This is a genomic window from Ectopseudomonas oleovorans (genome assembly GCF_003052605.1).
In the GTDB taxonomy this organism is placed as follows: domain Bacteria; phylum Pseudomonadota; class Gammaproteobacteria; order Pseudomonadales; family Pseudomonadaceae; genus Aquipseudomonas; species Aquipseudomonas oleovorans_A.
The window spans coordinates 1-18,750 of the sequence record NZ_QASO01000107.1; the positions used below are offsets into that span (position 1 = coordinate 1).

The window sequence follows — 18,750 nt, forward strand, 5'->3', positions numbered from 1 at the left end:
CGTAGTAGAGATCCACTCGATTGCACAGTGACATGAACTGATGACGAACCGGTCGCACCGACCTGTGTGTAACCTGCTGCATCCATCGGCCCTCTGCTTTGCAAGGCCGCTAGCCCGGTTAGGCGCACAGGAGCGAAATTCATCATGGCTCAAGGCTAACGCCTTATCAGAAGTCGAATATACGGAAGCAGTCGTACCTAGGTTCAGAGGCAGATTATTTCACTGGCAAAACGGGAGGAGTCCATATACGGATGCAATCCGGGAAAGGATCGCTGCCGCGGATTGGGCTACATCAATGACCGCCACGGCAGGTCGGCGAGGCCGGGGCCACACCCTGCGCCGCCCACTCCTCCGGGGTGTAGGTGTGCAGCGCCAGCGCGTGGATCTGCCCCATCAGCTCGCCGACCGTGGCATAGACCTTCTGATGTCGCTTGACCGCATTCAGGCCGGCAAAGGCCGGACTGACGATCACCGCCTTGTAGTGGGTCTCCAGACCGCGGCTGTGCATATGGCTCTCATCCAGCACATCGAGATACTCGGGCTGCAGCGCAGCCAGGGCGGTGACGATCAGGTCTTGCTTGGACATCTCGGGCTCCATCAGGGCTGTTTCGGCAGGCCGAGCTCGTTGCTCATGTCGGCCAGCAGCTTGTTCACCTCGGGCACAGCGGTTTCCAGCTTGCTCTGGGTGATCTGTGCGGATTGTGCGGTCAGGGTCGGCATCTTCTGCAGCACCTTCTGTCCCAGCGGCGACTCGTAGAAGGCGATCAGGTCCTTGAGCTCCTGCTCGTTGAAGTTGCTGGTGTAGAGCTTGACCATGTCCGGCTTCAGCTTGTCCCAGCCGACGGCCTTGTCCAGCGCGGTGTTGGCCTTGGCCTGATAACTCTCGAGCACCGCCTTCTTGCCGTTCGGGGCCTCGGCGAAACGCTGGGCGAACATCTGCTGCACCTGGCCGTACACCGGCACGGTCAGCTTGTCGGCGTGGGCCAGCTTGAGAAAACGCTCGGCATCGGCGGCGTGACTGGCAGCATCGGCCATGGCCAGGGATGCGCTCGCGCTGAGCAGAACGGCGGTGCAGAGTTTGGAAAAACGGAGCATGGAGAGCGTCCAGAGGTTGTGAATGAGTCTGGGTAGACTACGAAGGCGGCATTTTGTGCCCTGCGCGGAAATCCCTCAAGCGATGCGCGTTGTGCGCTGGCTCACACGCGTCATGTTGATCGGCGCACCCACTGGTCAGTTGCCAAAATGCCAGTACTTGCTCATGCTCAGGTGGGCTCGGCATTCTTTGCGACCTCCCAATTATTCAACAAGGCGTGCGCACCTCAAGAGCCGGCAATTGATCGCCAGCCCGCGCACACACACGGACGTGCCCGATGACCAGCCTCACCTCACACGCGCCCCTTCCGCTCCAGCCGCTTTGCGACAGCAAAGGTCGACTGCTGGACGAGGCCATTGGTTGGTCCAATCGACCGCAGGTGGACTGCACCCTGCATGGCCACGCCGGGCGGCGCAAGCGCTGGAATCACTGGTGCATCACCACTCCGCAGTGGATGCTCTCGCTGACTCTCGCCGATCTCGATTACCTGGGCTACGGCGCCGCCTACTTTCTCGATCTGGAATCCGGTCAGGCCGTTGCCCATGCCCAGTTCCGCCCCTTCGCTCTGGGCTGCCAACTGCCCGACCTGCCGCTGGAGAGCCACGCCTTCAGCCACTCTCGCCTGCAACTGCGCATCGACGAGCACCCCGGACGCCTGCGCCTCACCGCTGCCGCCCCGGATATCGGCGGCCAGCCCCTGCAGGTGGCCCTGGACATTCAGCGCCCTGCCCATCTGCAATCGGTCAACCTGGTCGCGCCGTTGCAACATGGCGGCTTTCATGCCACTTGTCGGCAACTCGGCCTGCCCACCGCCGGCAGTCTGCAGTTGGGTGGCAAGCATTACAGCTGCGTGCCGGGCCAGAGCTTCGCCGCACTGGACTTCGGTCGCGGCGTCTGGCCGCTGAACACTTACTGGCAGCGGGCAGCATTCGCTGCAGCGGGCGGCATCGCCGGCAACTTCGGTGCTGGCTGGCTCGATCACAGCGGCCTGTCGGAAAATTCCCTGTGGTTCGGCGGTGAAGTGCAACTGCTCGACAGCCCCCTGCATATCGAGCGCAGTTCACAGGCGCCACTGGCCCCCTGGCGCCTGGACAGCGAAGATGATTGCGTGGCGCTGCGCTTCACGCCCCGCCAACTGCACAAGGCCTGCCCCAAACTCGGCCCCTTCCACGCCAGCACCGTACAGCGCTTCGGTCATTACGATGGCGTGCTGCGCGGCCCCAAAGGCGAGCGCGTGCCGGTGGACGGAGCGCTGGGCTGGCTGGGTGAAACCCACGCCCGCTGGTAGACGCGCGCTCAAAGGCTCCAATCAAGCTTATAGATAAGTTGTGGAACCAGTCTTCGGCGGCACGACCTAAACTGCCAGCAACCTTGCAATTGCCCCGGAGAACGCCATGAGCCGCACCGAAACCGACAGCATCGGCCCCATCGAAGTCCCTAACGACGCTTACTGGGGCGCGCAGACCCAGCGCTCGCTGATCAACTTCGCCATCGGTCAGGAGCGCATGCCACTGGCCGTGTTGCACGCCCTGGCGCTGATCAAGAAAGCCGCGGCGCGGATCAACAGCCGCAGCGGCGAGTTGCCGGCGGACATCGCCCGCCTGATCGAACAGGCCGCCGACGAAGTGCTCGACGGTCAGCACGACGCGCAGTTCCCCCTGGTGGTCTGGCAGACCGGCAGTGGCACGCAGAGCAATATGAACGTCAACGAGGTGATCGCCGGGCGCGCCAACGAACTGGCTGGCGGCAACCGTGGCGGCAAGACCCCGGTGCACCCCAACGACCACGTCAATCGCGCGCAGAGCTCCAACGACTGCTTCCCCACGGCCATGCACATCGCCGCCGTACAGGGCGTGCGCCATTGCCTGCTGCCAGCGCTGGCCGAGCTGCGTGACGGCCTGCAGGAGCAGGCGCAGCGTCACGCCAACCTGGTCAAGACTGGGCGCACACACATGATGGACGCCACGCCGATCACTTTCGGCCAGGAGCTGTCGGCCTTCGTCGCTCAACTCGGCCACGCCGAGGCCGCAATTCGCACTGCCCTGCCCGCCGTCTGCGAACTGGCCCAGGGGGGTACCGCCGTCGGCACAGGCCTCAATGCCCCGGCCGGTTTCGCCGAAGCCATCGCTGCCGAGCTGGCCGCGCTTACTGGCCTGCCACTGACCAGCGCGCCGAACAAATTCGCTGCGCTGTCCGGCCATGAACCTCTCGTACACCTGTCCGGTGCCCTGAAAACCCTGGCCGTGGCGCTGATGAAGCTGGCCAACGACCTGCGCCTGCTTGGTTCGGGCCCGCGTGCCGGCTTCGCCGAGGTGCGCCTGCCAGCCAACGAGCCGGGCAGCTCGATCATGCCCGGCAAGGTCAACCCGACCCAGTGCGAAGCGCTGTCGATGCTCGCCTGCCAGGTGCTGGGCAACGACGCCACCATCAGCTTCGCTGCCAGCCAGGGCCACCTGCAGCTCAACGTGTTCAAGCCGGTGATCATCCATAACCTGCTGCAATCGATCCGCCTGCTCGCCGACGGCTGCCGCAACTTCCAGCAGCACTGCGTCGCCGACCTGCAGCCGGATGCCGTGCAAATGGCGGCGCACCTGGAAAACGGCCTGATGCTGGTGACCGCGCTCAATCCCCATATCGGCTACGACAAAGCCGCGGAGATCGCCAAGAAGGCCTACGCCGAAGGCAGCACCCTGCGCCAGGCCGCTCTGCAGCTTGGCTACCTGAACGAAGAGGAATTCGACCAATGGGTACGACCACAGGACATGCTCGGAGCCGGGCGGCATGACTGAAGGCAAGAGCGGCGCCACACCGCTGGAAGGCGATGGCAAACGAATCCTGCTGATTCTCGGCACCCCCAAGAAGGACAGCCTCTGCCACGCCCTGGCCGAGGCCTACAGCCTGGGAGCACGTAGCAAGGGGCACGTGGTGCGCCAGCTCAGACTGGGCGAGATGCAATTCGACCCGATCCTGCGTGAAGGTTACGAGCAGAGCCAGAATCTGGAGCCGGACCTGCTCGAAGCTCAGCGTCTGATCCACTGGGCCGAGCATCTGGTGTTCGTCTACCCGGTCTGGTGGGGCGGTGTTCCAGCACTGCTCAAGGGCTTCTTCGACCGAGTGTTCCTGCCTGGTTTCGCCTTCAAGTACCGCAACCGCTCACAACTCTGGGACAAGCTGCTCAGTGGGCGCAGCGCCGACCTGCTGGTGACCCTGGACACGCCGCGCTGGTACTTCCGCTGGATCTACGGAGCCCCGGCGCATCGGCAGATGGTGCGCACCATTCTCGGTTTCTGCGGCATCAAGACTCGCCGCCTGAGCGAATTCGCCCCGGTTCGCCCGTCCAATGAGGAACAGCGCCAAGGCTGGCTGCGCAAGGCTGAGGCACTGGGCAGCAAGGCGTAGCCCATATACGGATGTAATCGGGGGCCGCCCGAGTTTGAGCAAGCCTCCCCGGATGCCTCCGGGCTACAGCAGCAGACCGTCGCTGGCCAGGCTGACGCCTTCCGGCAAGGCGTCGGGATGCTCCAGCAGCCAGGCATCGAAGCTGTGACCGATATGCGTCAGCACCGCTTGCGTCGGCTGCAGACGCTCGATGACCTCCAGCGCGCGGGTCAGGTCGTTGTGGTTACGCGGCGCCACTGGCTGCGGCGCGGTGGAGCAGTCGAGCACCAGCAAATCCAGCGGCGCGCGCTCAAGCTCGACGCAATTGGCCTCGGGTACGCCCACCGTATCGGTTAGATAGGCGATGCGCCTGCCCTGCTCTTCGAACCCCTTCCCTTCGAACAAATACCCGAAGGTCGGTTTGGAATGCGTCAGCGGCAACGCGGTAACGCTCAACTCGCCCAACTGACGGCGCTCGAAGGCGGCGAATGGCTGGCTGAAATCGAGGATGCCGGGGTGCTTGTATAAGTCGGCCAGGCCTTCCGGGTCGTCCGGGCCATGCACTGGAATCACCAGCCCCTGCCCCCAACGCAGGTGCAACAGACCCTGGGCGTGATCGGCGTGGTAGTGGGTCTGCAGGATGCCGCTGAGGCTGTGCGGCGCGAAGCGCTCAGTGAGATCGCTCAGGCCGCTGTCGATCAGCCAGCGCTGCGCGCCGCATTCGATCAGCGCGCAACAGGGGCCGCGACGCCGCGCGGGATAGACGCGCGCCGCGTCGCAGGCCGGGCAACTGCAGTTGTACACCGGCACCTGGCGCGCATCGCCGGTGCCGAGCAGGGTCAGGCGCATCGGCGGGTCTCGTCGAGCAGGTGCAGCAGGCAATTCACGGTCTGTTGCAGTGGGCCGGAGTTGTCTAGAACGCAAATGTGCTCCTGCGCAACAGTCGCCGCTGAAGCGCCTCCCACAACAGCAAAGCTGCGGCTGCGCGCCAGGCGCTGCTCGATCTGCTCCGGCGTTTCCCGGCCACGGGCCAGCAAGCGCTGGCGCAGCACCGCCTCGTCGACCTGCAGAAGAATCGCCAGCAGATCCGGATAGCGCTGGCGGGCGACTTCGAGATGACCGCGCGAGCCATTGATCAGCACGTCCTGGCCGGCGCTCAGCCAGTCGTCGATCTCGCGCGGGATGCCGTAGGCCAGGCCGTTGGCGCGCCAGCTCAGGGCGAAGGCGCCCTCGCCCTGCAGACGCTCGAACTCGTCCGGGGTGACACCCAGTGCGTCCTCACCTACCGACTCCGCGCTGCGGGTGATAACCCGCCGGGCGAAACGGCAGCCGTGCGCCTCCAGCGGCGCACGCGCGGCTTGCAACAGGCTGTCCTTGCCCGAGCCCGAAGGCCCCATCAGATAGATCAACCTGCCCTGCATCAGAACACCCTTCGTGCTTGGCGCCACACCTGCTGGATCACCGGCTGCTGGCCATGGGCCCTGGCCTGTACCAGGTCGGCGCGCAGACCGACGCGGATCTCGCCGCGGTCATCCATCCCCGCCGCCCTGGCCGGCGCGCGGCTCACGGTGGCGATGGCCGCAGGCAAATCATAGTCGTTGTCCTGCCCGGCGAGCAGCCAGGCCGCATGCAGCAGACTGGCCGGGTAGTAGTCGCTGGAGAGGATATCCAGCACACCGTGGCGCGCCAGTTCGGCGGCGGCGATATTGCCGGAGTGCGAGCCGCCACGCACCACATTCGGTGTCCCCATCAGCACCTTCAGCCCCACCTCGTGGCTGGCCCGGGCCGCTTCCAGGGTGGTGGGAAACTCGGCGATGGCCATGCCGAAGCCGGCTGACTCCTGCACGTGGGCCAGGGTCGCGTCGTCATGGCTGGCCACCGAAATGCCACGGGCGTGGCAGTCCTCGACGATGGCGCGGCGCTGGCGGTCGCTGTATTGGCGCGAGTTGGCGATCTGCTCCTGAAGGAAATCCTCCATTTCCGCCGGACTCAGGTGGTACTTGCCCATGTAGTACTCGCGGTACTTCTCCACCTTGGCGAACTGGCGCTGGCCGGGCGAGTGATCCATCACCGACACCAGCGCCACCAGCGGATGCTCCACCAGGTCACGGTAGATGGTCAGGGCATCGGGGTGGCACAGCTCGCAACGCAGGTGCAGGCGGTGCTCGGCGCGAGTCTGCCCGGCCGCCTCGCTGGCGGCGATGGCCTCGATCATCGCCGGCAATTGCTGCATGCGCCGGCCGCGCGGGTTGATGTCACCGATGGACAGTGCATCGAATACCGTGGTGATACCGGCGGCGACGATCTGCGCATCGTGGGTCAGCACCGCCGAGGCCGAGGGCCAATCGACTCCCGGCCTGGGGCTCATATGCTTTTCCAGGTTGTCGGTGTGCAGTTCCACCAGCCCCGGCAGCAGGTAGTCGCCGCCCAGGTCCTGGGCCTGCGGCAGGCGGCTGGCGCCCTCGTCCACCGCGGCGATCAGCCCGTCGCGCAGCAGCAGCGAGCCGAGGAACTCGCGTTCGGCAGTGACTATACGGGCGTTGCTGAGAACCTGTTCAGACGACATAGACGTACTCCGCTTGCTCCGCCGCGGCGCTCATGTCGAGGTAACGGTCGGCCACCGCCTCGCGTGCGGTGCGGTCGTGGAAAATGCCAATCAGGGCGCTACCGGCGGCCTTGGCCTCATTGATCAGCTCCAGCACCACCTGGCGGTTGGCGTCGTCCAACGAGGCGGTGGGTTCGTCGAGCAACAGCACCGGCCACTCGACCATGAAGCCGCGGGCGATGTTGACGCGCTGTTGCTCGCCCCCGGAGAAGGTGCCCGGTGCCAGTTGCCACAGCGCCTCGGGAATATTCAGCCGGCCTAGCAATGCCTTGGCCCGCGCCTCGGAGTCGCTGCGCGTCCAGCCACGCGACAGCGCCGGCTCCATCACCACGTCCAGGGTCGAGACACGCGGAATCACCCGCAGGAACTGGCTGACATAGCCCAGGCTTTGCCGGCGAACCGCCAGCACCTGGCGCGGTTCGGCGCCGACCAGCTCCACCGACGCGCCCTGGTGGCGGATGCGGATGCTGCCGCCGGCAGCCAGATAGTTGCCGTACAGCGTGCGCAGCAGAGTCGACTTGCCAGCGCCGGACTGGCCGTGCAGCACCAGGCACTCGCCGCCGCGCACGGCGAAATTCAGGTCACGCAGCACCTGCAGGACGACGCCGTTCTGCTGGTGCAGGGTGAAGGTCTTGCTGAGGCCGCTGACCTCGATCAGGTTTTCCATGGTCAATACTCTCTGCGTTCGTGGGAGGGGCTTTAGCCGCGACAAAGAGGGGTCGCGGCTAAAGCCCCTCCCACAGGACGAAATCAGGGCTGCAACACCGACGACACCAACAGCTGCGAATACGGATGCTGCGGGTCGTCGAGAATCTGGTCGGTCAGCCCCGCCTCCACCACCTTCGAGCGGCGCATCACCATCAGCCGGTCGGCCAACAGCCGCGCCACCGCCAGATCGTGGGTGACGATCACCACCGCCAGATCCAGCTCGCGCACCAGGCCGCGCAGCAGGTCGAGCAGGCGCGCCTGCACCGATACGTCCAGCCCTCCAGTCGGCTCGTCCATGAACACCAGGCGTGGCGCCGAGACCAGGTTGCGAGCGATCTGCAGGCGCTGCTGCATGCCGCCGGAGAAGGTGCGTGGCAGGTCGTCGATACGCGCCGGGTCGATCTCCACCTGGCTCAGCCAGTCGAGCCCGGCGGCGCGCAGCTCGCCATAGTGGCGCACGCCCTGCGCCATCAGCCGCTCGCCGATGTTGGCGCCAGCCGATACCGCCATACGTAGGCCGTCGCGAGGGTTCTGCTCGACGAAGCCCCATTCGGTGCGCAACAGCGTGCGCCGTTCTGCCTCACTGGCGCTGTACAGGTCGAGCCACTGATCGTCGCGGCCGCGATAACGCACCATGCCGCGATCCGGCTGGCAGCGCCCGGAGAGCAGGCTGAGCAAGGTGGACTTGCCCGAGCCGGACTCGCCGACGATGCCCAACACTTCACCGGAATAGAGGTCGAAGCTGACGCCCTGGCAGCCCTTTTCCGGGCCGTGCAGGCGGGTCAGATCGCGCGCCGAGAACAGCGGCTCGGCCGCTGCCAGAGCAGGTTGCAGACGTTCGGCGGCGCTCATTGCAGGTTCTCCTCGGTACGCTGGCGGCAGTAGTCGGTGTCGGAGCAGACGTAGCGCTTGCTGCCGGCGTCGTCGACGATCAGTTCGTCGAGGAAGGACTCGCTGCTGCCACAGAAGGCGCAGCACTCGTCCCAGCGCTGCACGGCAAAGGGGTGATCTTCGAAGTCCAGGCTGACCACCCGGGTAAAGGGCGGCACCGCGTAGAGGCGCTTTTCACGGCCGGCGCCGAACAGCATCAGCGCCGGGCTCATGTCCAGCTTGGGGTTGTCGAATTTCGGGATTGGCGACGGGTCCAGTACGTAGCGCTCGTCCACCGTCACCGGGTAGGCGTAGGCGGTGGCGATATGACCGAAGGTGGCGATGTCCTCGTACAACTTCACGTGCATCACGCCGTAGTCCTCCAACGCATGCATGGTTCGCGTCTCCTGCTCGCTGGGCTCGATAAAGCGCAGCGGCTCGGGAATCGGTACCTGATAGACCATGATCTGCCCGGCCGACAGCGGGGTTTCCGGGATGCGGTGGCGGGTCTGGATCACGCTGGCCTCCACCGTACGCTCGGTGGTGGCGACACCGGAGGTGCGGGCGAAGAAGCGGCGGATCGACACCGCGTTGGTGGTGTCGTCAGCACCCTGGTCGATCACCTTGAGCACATCGTCCGCACCGAGAATGGCGGCGGTAAGCTGCATGCCGCCGGTGCCCCAGCCGTAGGGCAGCGGCATCTCACGGCCGCCGAAAGGCACCTGGTAGCCGGGGATCGCCACCGCCTTGAGCAGGCCGCGGCGGATCATGCGCTTGGTCTGCTCGTCGAGGTAAGCGAAGTTGTAGGCCGATGCCTCACGGGCGTCGGTGCAAGTCAGAACGTTCATCAGCGGTTCTCCTCTGCCGGCGCCTGGCGGCGCAGCTTGCGGATCAGTTCCAGTTCGGCCTGGAAGTCGACGTAGTGCGGCAACTTGAGGTGCGAGACGAAGCCGGCGGCTTCGACGTTGTCGCAGTGCATCAGCACGAACTCCTCTTCCTGCGCCGGGCCCTGCACCTCTTCGCCGTACTCGCTGGCGCGCAGCGCGCGGTCGACCAGCGCCATGCCCATGGCCTTGCGCTCGGCGTAGCCGAAGGCCAGGCCATAGCCGCGGGTAAACTGCGCCTGCTCGGCACTGTCACCGACGAACTGGTTGACCATCTCGCACTCGGTGATTTCGATGTCGCCCAACGGCACGGCGAAACCCAGTTCGGCGGGCGTCATCCACACCTCGACATCACCGATGCGGATCTCCCCGGCGAATGGGTGATTGCGCCCGTAGCCGCGCTGAGTCGAGTAGCCGAGCGCCAGGAGGAAGCCTTCATCACCACGGGCAAGCGCCTGCAGGCGCTCGGCGCGGCTCGCGGGAAAGGCCAGCGGCTCGCGGGTGATGTCCGGCACCGGTGCGCCGTCGTCCTGCTCGCGGGCCATCAGCCCCTCCTCGGCGAGAAAATCCAGCACCCGAGGACAGGGCTTGGGCTCGTCGGCAAGCGTGGTGTCCGGTGCCGGATACTCGCCCTCGGCCAGCAAGGTGAAATCCAGCAGACGGTGGGTGTAATCGAACGTAGGGCCGAGCAACTGGCCGCCGGGCAGATCCTTGAAGGTGGCGGATATGCGCCGCTCCAGCTGCATCTTCGTGGTGTCCAGCGGCTCGCTGGCACCGAAACGTGGCAGCGTGGTGCGGTAGGCGCGCAAGAGGAAGATGGCTTCCATCAGGTCACCGGCCGCCTGCTTGATCGCCAGTGCGGCCAGCTCCTCGTCGTACAGCGAGCCTTCGCTCATCACCCGGGCCACAGCCAGCGGCAGTTGCTGGCGGATCTGTTCAACGCCCAGTTCAGCGATCGTGGTATCGCCACGGCGACGGCTGGCCAGCAGTTGATGGGCATTGTCGATGGCGCGTTCACCACCCTTGACGGCGACATACATCAGGCAGCCTCCTCGGTTTCGATCAGCACGCGGGTGCTGCGCGGCAGGCCGATGACTTCTCCGCCTGCGGCAAAAAAGCAGTCCAGGCCGCGTGGAAAAGCATTGCGTGCCTGGCGCTGCTGCCAGAACGAGGTAGGCAACGGCAGGTTGACGCTGCGCACGTCCTTGATGCCCGGCCCCCGCCAGCGCAAGGCCGGGCCGGCGTGCAGATCATCGAGTTGAATCAGCAGCGTGCAGGACTGGTCCGGGTAGCGCTCGCTGCCGTTGTCAAAGTCCGACAGATCGCTCAACTCGCCCTCATCAAGCAGGGCGAACAGGGCGATCTCGCGCTCGGCAACGATCGGGCAACCGCAGTGGAAGGCCAGATTGGCGCGGATCAATGGCGTATCGAAGCGTGGTGCCAGCCACAGCGGCGTATCGCTATCGAGGAAGGCCAGGCACAGGCCATAGGTGGCGGGCGCCAGATCCCCCAGGGTATGTGCGCGCTCCATGGCACGTGGCAGCCCCGGTTCGGCCAGGGCTCCGAGGGCCGCGCGGAAGCTGACCTGGGCGTCCAGCACCGGGTCGTCGAAAGCCGGTTGCAGCCAGTGCGAGCTGTGCGGCGTAGTCATCAGTCCTCTCCTCTGACCAGGGTGAAAAATTCCACCTGAGTGGTGGCGGTACGGGCGGCCCGGTTCAGGCGCTGTTCGCGCTGCTCGCGGGCCAGGGGTTCGATCAGGTCATCCAACCAGCGCGCCTGGTCGTTGCCCTGCAGGTGCGCGTCGGCCAGGGCGGCCAGCTCGGCGCGGCGCTTGTCACGGCCTGCCAGATAGCTGTAACCGGTTCGGCCGTCGGCCAGGCGCACCACGCAGCGGGTCACGGTCATCTCGCCGAGGTTGAAGGCGCTACCGGTGCCGCCCATGCGCCCGCGCACCAGGGTCATGCCCACCTCAGGCGCGCGGATCAGCTGGTAGGCGCTGTCTTTCAGCGCCGCTTCATGGGCATCGAGAGCGTCGCCGGCGCGGGCCAGCACGCCCATCCAGCGCTGGCGCGCGGCGATGTTTGGATCGGTTTCGTTCATGCGGGTCTCCATCAGGTCGCTACCTGGTACTGGAAGCGGTCGGCGCGGCTGCTGGACTGCGCCAGCTCCACCGCCCGGCCAGCGGGATCGCGGGACAAAGTGAGTACGCTGAGCAGCGGCGCATGGCGCGGCATCAGCAGATGCGCAGCCTCCTCGCGGCTGGGTAGGCGCGCGCCGATCAGGCTGAAGGTGCGTGTCAGCGGTAGATCGCGCTCGGCCAGGTACTGGCGCAGCGAGCCGCCCTGATAGTCGGCCAGCAGCGGCGCCAGGCTGATGCAGAAGCGATGACGGATCAGGCTCAGCGGCTGGCCGTCGAGCAGGCGCAGGGTGACCAGCTCGAGCAGTTCGCTGCCATCGGGCAGTTGCAGGTGGCGGCACTCCTCGCTGCTGCCGCTGCGGCGCAGGCGCTCGATCAACTGCGCCTCGACGCGGTGACCAAGCGCAGACAGCGACTGGCTGAACGCACTGCCGGCCTCTACCGGATACACCAGCGGCTTGGCCAGCACCTGTGTGCCCTTGCCTTGGCGGCGCAGCAAGCGGCCTTCGAGCACCAGCTCGTCGACAGCGCGGCGCAGGGTGTGACGGTTGACGGAAAAGCGCGCGGCCAGTTGCATCTCGCCCGGCAGATAGTCGCCCGGACTCATGTGCTGCAGGTCTTCACGCAACACGGCGGCCAGCTCGCGGTACAGCGGCTCGCTTTGTCTAGACAAGTTCATCGTTTGAAAAGGGCGCACGCAGGCGCCCTCCCTCTCCTTCAGATAAAGAGCTTGCGCAGGCGCTGGGACAGAATGTCGATGGCGCTCACCACCAGGATGATCACGATCAGCAGGGCGCAGGTCTGGGCGAACTGGAAGCCGCGTATGGCCTCCCAGAGGATCACCCCGATACCGCCGGCGCCGACCATGCCGACCACGGTGGCCGAGCGCACGTTGGACTCGAAGCGGTACAGCGAATAGGAAATCCACAGCGGCAGTACCTGCGGGATGACGCCGAAGATCACCTCCTGCAGGGCACTGGCGCCGGTGGCGCGCACGCCTTCGACCGGGCCTGGATCGATGGCCTCGACCGCCTCGGCGAACAGCTTGGCCAGCACCCCGGTGGTGCTGATGAACAGAGCCAGCACGCCAGCGAAGGGGCCGAGCCCGACCGCGACGACGAAAAGCATGGCGAAGACCATTTCGTTGATCGAACGGCAGGCATCCATCACCCGGCGTACCGGCTGGTACACCCACCAGGGCACGATGTTCTCGGAACAGAGGATGCCCAGCGGAATGGCGCAGACGATGGCCAGCACCGTGCCCCAAAGAGCGATCTGTACGGTGACGACCATCCCCTTGAGGTAGTGCTGCCAGTTGCTGAAATCCGGCGGGAAGAAGTCGGCGGCGAAGGTGGCCATGTTGCCGGCATCGCGCACCAGCGCCAGCGGGTTCATTTCCGCACCCTGCCAGGACCAGGCGAGTACGGCAAAGAACAGCCCCCAGCCAATCAGTTGCAGCCAGCTACGCTTGGCTTCGGTTGCCGGGGTGGCGGTGGTCAGTGTGGTCATGGGTAATTCTCGATCCTGTGGGAGGCGCTTCAGCGGCGAGCTTTGCGAGAACCGCCCCATTCTCGCAGGGCGGCTCTCGGGGTCAGCCGGCGCTGGCGCCGCCCTGCTTCTCACGCTCGGCCATACGCTGCTCGAGCTTGGCCAACTCGGCGTCCAGCTCCTTGAGCTGAGCCTGCTTGTCGGCGTCCTTGAGCGTGGCGTTGTTAGCCACTTCGCTGCGTTTCTTGAACAGTTCGAGCTGACGGATCGGCAGCAACTGATCGTTGTCGGACTGCTTGAACTGGCCCCACTGCAGGCCTTCGAGCACTTTCTTCTCTTCCGGCTTGGCGCCGTAGCTCATGAAGAAGTCGCGCAGCTTGTCGCGGGTTTCCTGCGGCAGGTTCTTGCGCCAGACGATGGGGTCGGAGGGGATCAGCGGCGACGTCCAGATCACCTTGAGCTGCGCGGCCTTGTCCGGCGCGGTCACTTCCAGACGCTCCATGCCCTCGCTGTTGAAGGTGCCGACATCGACCTGCTTGTTGGCCACCGACAAGGCGTTGACCTCATGACTGCCGTTGAGCGCACGCTTGAAGATCTTGCCGGCGTCGGCGTTGTTCTGGGCGAACACGTAGTAGCCGGGCACCAGATAGCCGGAAGTGGAGTTCGGGTCACCGTTGGCGAAGGTCAGGCTCTTGGCGTTCTTGAGCATGTCCTCGACCGAATTGATCGGGCTGTCCTTGTGCGCCACCAGCAGGCTGTAGTAACCCTGTGCGCCGTTGGCCGCCACGGTCTGGGCGAAGATCTCGCCGCCGGCGCGGTCCACCGCTTCCATCGCCGACTTGTTGCCGTACCAGGCCACGTCGACCTTGTCGAAGCGCATGCCCTGGATGATCCCGGCATAGTCCGGGGCGAAGAAGGCGTTGATCTTCACGCCGGTCTGCTTGCTCATGTCAGCCAGGAAGGGATCCCACATGGCCTTGAGGTTCTGCGAGGACTCGGTGGAAATGATGCCGAAGTTGAGTTCCTCGGTCGCCTGGGCCGAGCCCAGCAGGGAACCGGTGACGAGCGCAGAGGCAGCCAGCACCTGGCCGATGCGTTTGAACATGGAGCACACTCCTGTTGCGGGTTGGCGTTGTTGTTTCGAATGAGGCAGGCGACGTCAGGCCTTGGCCAGTGTCAGCGGACGCTCCACAGCCCGTGGGCGCTGCCCTTGCGGCAGCAGCAGGCTGATATCGAGATCGCCGCCGTAGAGGTCGTTGAGGAAATCGGGGTTAAAGCCCGTGGTCGGGCCATCGAAATGGATACGCCCACCCTTGAGCGCCACGGCGCGCTGGCAATAGCGCACCGCGTAGTCGACCTGATGCAGGGTCACCACCACCGTCTTGCCGTCGCAGCGGTTGATGTCGGCGAGAATCTCCATCACCTTGCGTGCCGACTCCGGGTCGAGCGAGGCGATCGGCTCGTCGGCGAGAATCACCTCGGCCTGCTGGCACAGCGCGCGGGCGATGGCCACGCGTTGCTGCTGCCCGCCGGAGAGGGTCGAAGCACGCTGCGCAGCGAACTCGGCCAGACCGACGCGCTCCAGCGCCTGCATGGCGCGCTGCCTTTCCTCGGCATTGAACAGGCTGAGGCTGCCGCGCCAGCGCGGCATGCGCCCCAGACCGCCGAGCAGCACGTTCTGCATCACACTGAGGCGGCCGACCAGATTGAACTGCTGGAAGATGTAGCCGATATCGGCGCGCTGACGGCGCACGTCGCCGTTGAGGCGACCGTCGGCCTGGACCTGGCGACCGAGCACTTCGATACTGCCGGCATCGCCGCGTGCCAAGCCGGCGAGATGGCGCAGCAGGGTCGACTTGCCCGACCCCGAAGCACCGATCAAGGCCACCATTTCACCTGGCTGTACCGACAGCGCCAGGTCGAACAACGCCTGTTTGCGGCCGAAGCTCTTGTTCAGACGGTCGACTCGAATCGCTGCGCGCATGGGCTGGCCCTCTACTATCATTGTCGATACGAAGGCAGCTAACTCGCGCCTTCTGGTGTAGACCAAGGTAGGCGCAAGCTGTGTCAGACCCGTGAACCACGGATGACGATTGAGTGACCGAAACTTGAAACTTTTATGCTCGAGCGACGCAACAAGATGAGTTCTGCCGAATACCACGCATTTCAGACAATCGGTGCTGGCATAAAGCCGCCACCTGAATCACAATCCGACACGTATTTGGCGTCAAGGAACTGTTCAGATGACCCTCGGGTCATAATGACGCAGAACGCGATACCGGTTGAACGGCTAGTGCGAAACACGGTCAAACCGGTGACAATCTCGACACTGACTACCAGTATCGCTCCCTGAACTAACCGGTAATGTATGCGCCCTATGAAACAGGCTATTTATTCCAGCCGCACGGCTGACAAATTTGTCGTTCGCTTGCCAGATGGCATGCGTGAGCGTATCGCTGACGTAGCACGCAACCATCACCGCAGCATGAACTCGGAAATCATCGCCCGCCTGGAGCAAAGCATGCTTCAGGAAGGTGCTCTGGATGACGATCTCAGCCTGCGCCTCGACAGCCCCGAACTGAGCCTCCATGAGCGTGAATTGCTGCAGCGTTTTCGTCAGCTGTCGCGCCGCCAGCAGAACGCGCTGGTTGCTCTGATTGCCCACGACGTGGAAATGGCCGCCGAAGAAGCCTGAGGCGAGCCCTAAGAGCCTGTTCAAAGTCTCGCGAGCTAGCAGCTTGTTGAAATTCGCCCACGCCCTGCCTGGTTTTGCGGCGTGTGGTTTACGATATTGCTGCAGCTGTTCTACTCGCTACACAGCGAGCGCATGCTCATGGAACAACTGGGCTACAACCTGCTTTTTCGCTGGTTCGTCGGCCTGGCCATCGACGACCCGGTGTGGGATCACTCGGTGTTCTCGAAGAACCGTGACCGCCTCAATGCTCAGGCCGTGGCCACCGAGTTTCTGAGCGAAGTGGTGCGCCTGGCCGAGAAGCATGGACTGATGTCGGGTGAGCACTTCTCGGTCGACGGCACCCTGCTGCAGCACGGCCTTTCTCGATACCTGGCGCCCTGGTAGAACTGATGAACTGACCCGGCTTACAGCAGGAAGATCGACGCCAAGCCCAGGAAGATGAAGAAACCGCCGCTGTCGGTCACCGCAGTGATCATCACGCTGGCCCCCATGGCCGGGTCGCGCCCGAGGCGCGCCAGGGTCATGGGGATCAGCACCCCCATCAGCGCCGCCAGCAGAAGGTTGAGCGTCATTGCCGCGGTCATCACCACGCCCAGCGACCAGCTGTCGTACAGGTAATAGGCCACCCCACCAATCACGCCGCCCCAGAGGATGCCGTTGATCAGGGAAACCCCCAGCTCCTTGCGCACCAGCCGCGCGGTGTTACCGGTACTGACCTGATCCAGCGCCATGGCGCGCACGATCATGGTGATGGTCTGGTTACCCGAGTTGCCGCCGATACCGGCAACGATAGGCATCAGCGCCGCCAGCGCCACCAGCTTCTCGATCGAGCCTTCGAACAGGCCGATCACCCGCGAAGCGAGGAATGCGGTGACCAGATTGATCGCCAGCCAGGCCCAACGGTTGCGCACCGACTTCCACACCGAGGCGAAGATGTCTTCTTCCTCGCGCAGACCGGCCATGTTCAGCACTTCGCTTTCGCTTTCCTCACGGATCAGGTCGACCATCTCGTCGATGGTCAGACGGCCGATCAGCTTGCCGTTCTTGTCCACCACCGGGGCGGAAATCAGGTCGTAACGTTCGAAGGCCTGGGCGGCGTCATAAGCATCATCATCCGGGTGAAAACTCACCGGATCGTCGGCCATGACTTCGCCGACCTGCTTGTCCGGGTCGTTGACCAGCAGGCGTTTGATCGGCAGCACGCCCTTGAGCACGCCGTCGTAATCGACCACGAACAGCTTGTCGGTATGGCTCGGCAGCTCTTTCAGGCGGCGCAGATAACGCAGAACCACCTCCAGGCTGACGTCTTCGCGGATGGTGACCATCTCGAAGTCCATCAGCGCACCGACCTGATCTTCTTCGTAGGACAGGGCCGAACGCACACGCTCGCGCTGCTGGGCGTCGAGCGATTCCATCAGCTCGTGAACGACGTCGCGCGGCAGTTCCGGCGCCAGGTCGGCGAGCTCGTCGGCGTCCAGGTCCTTGGCCGCGGCGAGAATCTCGTGATCGTCCATGTCGGCGATCAGGGTTTCCCGTACCGCGTCAGAGACTTCCAGCAGGATGTCGCCATCGCGCTCGGACTTGACCAACTGCCAGACGGTCAGACGTTCGTCGAGCGGCAAGGCTTCGAGGATGTGGGCGATGTCCGCAGGGTGCAGATCTTCGAGCTTGCGCTGCAGCTCGACGAGATTCTGACGATGCACCAGATTCTCGACCCGGTCGTGATGCTGGCCTTCCTGACGATGAGTCAAGTCTTCGACCAGCTTGTGCCGATGCAGCAGTTCGATCACCTGGGCCAGGCGATCCTGCAAGCTCTCTTGCGGCTTTTTGGCTTCTAATTCAGTCATAGCGCGCTCCACCCCAGTTGGCGGACACGCCAGAGGGGATCAATCAGGTCTTACACGATTGTGCGAGGGGAGTATTGAGTAACTACTGGGTAAGTCCATGGTGGTATTCCACAAGCCCCGGCGGGGCTGACGCGGCGAATGATAACACCGCAAAACAGCTTTGTACGTGACAAAAGCGCGGCAAGAACAACTGCTTGCATCACAAACTTCGATCTCGCATGAAAACCTGGCTATGCGACGCCAGCTACCCGCGTCAGGACACCCTGGCGAGTACGAAAAAACGGTCTAACCTGAAGCAGGCAAACGTCAGGGAGGACGACTCATGCGAGGACTGCACTTCGCAGCGCTATTGGCCGCTGCACTTCTCTACCCTATTGCAGACAGCTCAGCGGCCAGTGTGTTCCGCTGCGTGAGTGCAAATGGCCATGTCACCTTCACCCGCCACGGCTGCGCCGACGATCAAGAGCAGCACCTGCAGGATACGCGCAACCACACGCCCAGCAGCGGCAAGGCAATCCCTCTCGCGAACCCAGGCCGGCGCGCAGCAACCACCACGACCGGCAGTGGCGAGCTGGTCATCGTCGGCCAACAGGACGATGGTTGCGACAACCTGCTGACCAGCAGCGAGAGACGCCAGGCGATCATCCGCAAGGAAGTCCGCCTCGGCATGAGCCGCGCCGACGTGGAAAGCAGCCTGGGCAAGCCAGACAGAGTCACCAGCAGCAATGGGCAGCAGCGCTACCACTACCGAGAGAAACGTAAAGGCGGGAACAGCCGACAGGTCAGCTTCGACGAAGCCGGCTGCGTGAAGAAATAACGCACAATCGGCATAGGGGGCAGTTCTGATGAACTGCGCCCCTGCCACACCACCCGGCATGCGGGTCCGCACCGGGCGGTTCGAGGGATTGAGGTTATGAGAGTCGGGCTAATCCCAGGCGGTCGAACCAGGCCAGGTTCAACACCCTATTGAGTAGCTTGCCGCTGTTGCACCACCAGCGCCGGCTGTTGGCCGCCACCCGTTGTGCCACTGTACGACTTGCCCCCA

At 64.5% G+C, this 18,750-nt stretch carries 21 protein-coding genes and 2 pseudogenes; 6 read left to right on the plus strand and 17 right to left on the minus strand.

Annotated elements, in window-relative coordinates:
• Nucleotides 1-292: 292 nt before the first annotated feature.
• Together DBO86_RS17755 and DBO86_RS17760 are read right to left on the minus strand one after the other, a co-directional pair.
• Nucleotides 293-586, minus strand: coding sequence for a BolA family protein (locus tag DBO86_RS17755; RefSeq protein ID WP_075746680.1), 294 nt, complete (start codon nucleotides 584-586; stop codon nucleotides 293-295).
• Between the two features lie 11 nt (nucleotides 587-597).
• Nucleotides 598-1,095: a DUF2059 domain-containing protein gene (locus DBO86_RS17760; protein ID WP_017677514.1), complete on the minus strand. Its 498-nt coding sequence runs from the start codon at nucleotides 1,093-1,095 to the stop codon at nucleotides 598-600.
• 275 nt (nucleotides 1,096-1,370) lie between these two features.
• Here DBO86_RS17760 and DBO86_RS17765 point away from each other — a divergent pair, with 275 nt between their 5' ends.
• The 3 genes from DBO86_RS17765 to DBO86_RS17775 all read left to right on the plus strand — a co-directional run bounded on the left by DBO86_RS17765 (nucleotide 1,371) and on the right by DBO86_RS17775 (nucleotide 4,492).
• Nucleotides 1,371-2,381 (plus strand): DUF2804 domain-containing protein, encoded by a 1,011-nt coding sequence (locus tag DBO86_RS17765; protein ID WP_075746678.1) that lies wholly within the window; start codon nucleotides 1,371-1,373, stop codon nucleotides 2,379-2,381.
• 106 nt (nucleotides 2,382-2,487) lie between these two features.
• Nucleotides 2,488-3,882 (plus strand): class II fumarate hydratase, encoded by a 1,395-nt coding sequence (locus DBO86_RS17770; protein WP_108234389.1) that lies wholly within the window; start codon nucleotides 2,488-2,490, stop codon nucleotides 3,880-3,882.
• The gene (locus tag DBO86_RS17775; protein WP_108234390.1) at nucleotides 3,875-4,492 is read left to right on the plus strand and encodes an NAD(P)H-dependent oxidoreductase; all 618 of its coding nucleotides are present in this window, start codon (nucleotides 3,875-3,877) and stop codon (nucleotides 4,490-4,492) included. The genes DBO86_RS17770 and DBO86_RS17775 overlap by 8 nt, the downstream gene beginning before the upstream one ends.
• Before the next feature lie 63 nt (nucleotides 4,493-4,555).
• Here DBO86_RS17775 and phnP read toward each other — a convergent pair whose 3' ends face one another.
• The 13 genes from phnP to phnC form a co-directional block, all read right to left on the minus strand.
• Nucleotides 4,556-5,320: a phosphonate metabolism protein PhnP gene (gene phnP / locus DBO86_RS17780; RefSeq protein ID WP_108234391.1), complete on the minus strand. Its 765-nt coding sequence runs from the start codon at nucleotides 5,318-5,320 to the stop codon at nucleotides 4,556-4,558.
• Entirely contained in the window at nucleotides 5,311-5,892 is a 582-nt protein-coding gene (gene phnN, locus DBO86_RS17785) for a phosphonate metabolism protein/1,5-bisphosphokinase (PRPP-forming) PhnN (protein ID WP_108234392.1), read from the minus strand. The genes phnP and phnN overlap by 10 nt, the downstream gene beginning before the upstream one ends.
• On the minus strand, nucleotides 5,892-7,037 hold the full coding sequence (locus DBO86_RS17790; RefSeq protein ID WP_108234393.1) for an alpha-D-ribose 1-methylphosphonate 5-triphosphate diphosphatase: 1,146 nt from the start codon (nucleotides 7,035-7,037) through the stop codon (nucleotides 5,892-5,894). Before DBO86_RS17790 ends, phnN begins: the two co-directional genes overlap by 1 nt.
• Nucleotides 7,027-7,743, minus strand: a complete 717-nt coding sequence (phnL, locus tag DBO86_RS17795) for a phosphonate C-P lyase system protein PhnL (protein WP_108234394.1) — start codon at nucleotides 7,741-7,743, stop codon at nucleotides 7,027-7,029. Before phnL ends, DBO86_RS17790 begins: the two co-directional genes overlap by 11 nt.
• A gap of 83 nt (nucleotides 7,744-7,826) precedes the next feature.
• Nucleotides 7,827-8,636, minus strand: a complete 810-nt coding sequence (gene phnK / locus DBO86_RS17800) for a phosphonate C-P lyase system protein PhnK (RefSeq protein WP_084342278.1) — start codon at nucleotides 8,634-8,636, stop codon at nucleotides 7,827-7,829.
• Nucleotides 8,633-9,502: an alpha-D-ribose 1-methylphosphonate 5-phosphate C-P-lyase PhnJ gene (locus DBO86_RS17805; RefSeq protein ID WP_003461850.1), complete on the minus strand. Its 870-nt coding sequence runs from the start codon at nucleotides 9,500-9,502 to the stop codon at nucleotides 8,633-8,635. Before DBO86_RS17805 ends, phnK begins: the two co-directional genes overlap by 4 nt.
• Entirely contained in the window at nucleotides 9,502-10,578 is a 1,077-nt protein-coding gene (locus DBO86_RS17810) for a carbon-phosphorus lyase complex subunit (protein ID WP_003461852.1), read from the minus strand. Before DBO86_RS17810 ends, DBO86_RS17805 begins: the two co-directional genes overlap by 1 nt.
• A complete protein-coding gene (gene phnH, locus DBO86_RS17815) occupies nucleotides 10,578-11,189 on the minus strand; it encodes a phosphonate C-P lyase system protein PhnH (protein WP_108234395.1) in 612 nt (203 codons plus the stop codon). Before phnH ends, DBO86_RS17810 begins: the two co-directional genes overlap by 1 nt.
• Nucleotides 11,189-11,638, minus strand: a complete 450-nt coding sequence (gene phnG, locus DBO86_RS17820; protein ID WP_108234396.1) for a phosphonate C-P lyase system protein PhnG — start codon at nucleotides 11,636-11,638, stop codon at nucleotides 11,189-11,191. Before phnG ends, phnH begins: the two co-directional genes overlap by 1 nt.
• A gap of 11 nt (nucleotides 11,639-11,649) precedes the next feature.
• Nucleotides 11,650-12,372 (minus strand): phosphonate metabolism transcriptional regulator PhnF, encoded by a 723-nt coding sequence (phnF, locus tag DBO86_RS17825; RefSeq protein WP_108234397.1) that lies wholly within the window; start codon nucleotides 12,370-12,372, stop codon nucleotides 11,650-11,652.
• Between the two features lie 20 nt (nucleotides 12,373-12,392).
• Entirely contained in the window at nucleotides 12,393-13,184 is a 792-nt protein-coding gene (phnE, locus tag DBO86_RS17830; RefSeq protein ID WP_104729589.1) for a phosphonate ABC transporter, permease protein PhnE, read from the minus strand.
• Nucleotides 13,185-13,266: 82 nt separating this feature from the next.
• The gene (phnD, locus tag DBO86_RS17835; protein ID WP_108234398.1) at nucleotides 13,267-14,268 is read right to left on the minus strand and encodes a phosphonate ABC transporter substrate-binding protein; all 1,002 of its coding nucleotides are present in this window, start codon (nucleotides 14,266-14,268) and stop codon (nucleotides 13,267-13,269) included.
• 54 nt (nucleotides 14,269-14,322) lie between these two features.
• Complete coding sequence (phnC, locus tag DBO86_RS17840; protein ID WP_108234399.1) at nucleotides 14,323-15,147, minus strand: phosphonate ABC transporter ATP-binding protein; 825 nt, start codon at nucleotides 15,145-15,147, stop codon at nucleotides 14,323-14,325.
• A 384-nt stretch (nucleotides 15,148-15,531) separates the two neighbouring features.
• Between phnC and DBO86_RS17845 the strand changes: the two genes are divergently transcribed.
• Together DBO86_RS17845 and DBO86_RS17850 are read left to right on the plus strand one after the other, a co-directional pair.
• Nucleotides 15,532-15,858 carry an Arc family DNA-binding protein gene (locus DBO86_RS17845; RefSeq protein ID WP_003461866.1) on the plus strand — a complete coding sequence of 109 codons (327 nt, stop codon included), beginning with the start codon at nucleotides 15,532-15,534 and terminating at the stop codon, nucleotides 15,856-15,858.
• A gap of 93 nt (nucleotides 15,859-15,951) precedes the next feature.
• Nucleotides 15,952-16,209: pseudogene (locus DBO86_RS17850) on the plus strand (transposase); the annotation flags it as partial.
• A 53-nt stretch (nucleotides 16,210-16,262) separates the two neighbouring features.
• Here the strand turns inward: DBO86_RS17850 and mgtE are convergent.
• Complete coding sequence (mgtE, locus tag DBO86_RS17855) at nucleotides 16,263-17,705, minus strand: magnesium transporter (protein ID WP_003461871.1); 1,443 nt, start codon at nucleotides 17,703-17,705, stop codon at nucleotides 16,263-16,265.
• A 322-nt stretch (nucleotides 17,706-18,027) separates the two neighbouring features.
• Between mgtE and bamE the strand changes: the two genes are divergently transcribed.
• A complete protein-coding gene (bamE, locus tag DBO86_RS26825; RefSeq protein WP_108234400.1) occupies nucleotides 18,028-18,522 on the plus strand; it encodes an outer membrane protein assembly factor BamE domain-containing protein in 495 nt (164 codons plus the stop codon).
• 94 nt (nucleotides 18,523-18,616) lie between these two features.
• On the opposite strand, the pseudogene DBO86_RS26830 reads toward bamE, so the two are convergent.
• Nucleotides 18,617-18,750 (minus strand): annotated as a pseudogene (locus DBO86_RS26830) (group II intron reverse transcriptase/maturase); the annotation flags it as partial.

Bases quoted from the DNA above. Each gene is read 5' to 3' on its own strand.
- phnL (WP_108234394.1), bottom strand. From the start codon at position 7,743: ATGGAAAACCTGATCGAGGTCAGCGGCCTCAGCAAGACCTTCACCCTG.
- DBO86_RS17810 (WP_003461852.1), bottom strand. From the start codon at position 10,578: ATGTATGTCGCCGTCAAGGGTGGTGAACGCGCCATCGACAATGCCCAT.
- DBO86_RS17790 (WP_108234393.1), bottom strand. From the start codon at position 7,037: ATGTCGTCTGAACAGGTTCTCAGCAACGCCCGTATAGTCACTGCCGAA.
- phnD (WP_108234398.1), bottom strand. From the start codon at position 14,268: ATGTTCAAACGCATCGGCCAGGTGCTGGCTGCCTCTGCGCTCGTCACC.
- phnH (WP_108234395.1), bottom strand. From the start codon at position 11,189: ATGACTACGCCGCACAGCTCGCACTGGCTGCAACCGGCTTTCGACGAC.
- phnN (WP_108234392.1), bottom strand. From the start codon at position 5,892: ATGCAGGGCAGGTTGATCTATCTGATGGGGCCTTCGGGCTCGGGCAAG.
- phnE (WP_104729589.1), bottom strand. From the start codon at position 13,184: ATGACCACACTGACCACCGCCACCCCGGCAACCGAAGCCAAGCGTAGC.
- DBO86_RS17845 (WP_003461866.1), top strand. From the start codon at position 15,532: ATGCGCCCTATGAAACAGGCTATTTATTCCAGCCGCACGGCTGACAAA.
- DBO86_RS17775 (WP_108234390.1), top strand. From the start codon at position 3,875: ATGACTGAAGGCAAGAGCGGCGCCACACCGCTGGAAGGCGATGGCAAA.
- phnP (WP_108234391.1), bottom strand. From the start codon at position 5,320: ATGCGCCTGACCCTGCTCGGCACCGGCGATGCGCGCCAGGTGCCGGTG.
- DBO86_RS17765 (WP_075746678.1), top strand. From the start codon at position 1,371: ATGACCAGCCTCACCTCACACGCGCCCCTTCCGCTCCAGCCGCTTTGC.
- mgtE (WP_003461871.1), bottom strand. From the start codon at position 17,705: ATGACTGAATTAGAAGCCAAAAAGCCGCAAGAGAGCTTGCAGGATCGC.
- phnK (WP_084342278.1), bottom strand. From the start codon at position 8,636: ATGAGCGCCGCCGAACGTCTGCAACCTGCTCTGGCAGCGGCCGAGCCG.
- DBO86_RS17760 (WP_017677514.1), bottom strand. From the start codon at position 1,095: ATGCTCCGTTTTTCCAAACTCTGCACCGCCGTTCTGCTCAGCGCGAGC.
- phnG (WP_108234396.1), bottom strand. From the start codon at position 11,638: ATGAACGAAACCGATCCAAACATCGCCGCGCGCCAGCGCTGGATGGGC.
- phnC (WP_108234399.1), bottom strand. From the start codon at position 15,147: ATGCGCGCAGCGATTCGAGTCGACCGTCTGAACAAGAGCTTCGGCCGC.
- DBO86_RS17805 (WP_003461850.1), bottom strand. From the start codon at position 9,502: ATGAACGTTCTGACTTGCACCGACGCCCGTGAGGCATCGGCCTACAAC.
- DBO86_RS17770 (WP_108234389.1), top strand. From the start codon at position 2,488: ATGAGCCGCACCGAAACCGACAGCATCGGCCCCATCGAAGTCCCTAAC.
- DBO86_RS17755 (WP_075746680.1), bottom strand. From the start codon at position 586: ATGTCCAAGCAAGACCTGATCGTCACCGCCCTGGCTGCGCTGCAGCCC.
- bamE (WP_108234400.1), top strand. From the start codon at position 18,028: ATGCGAGGACTGCACTTCGCAGCGCTATTGGCCGCTGCACTTCTCTAC.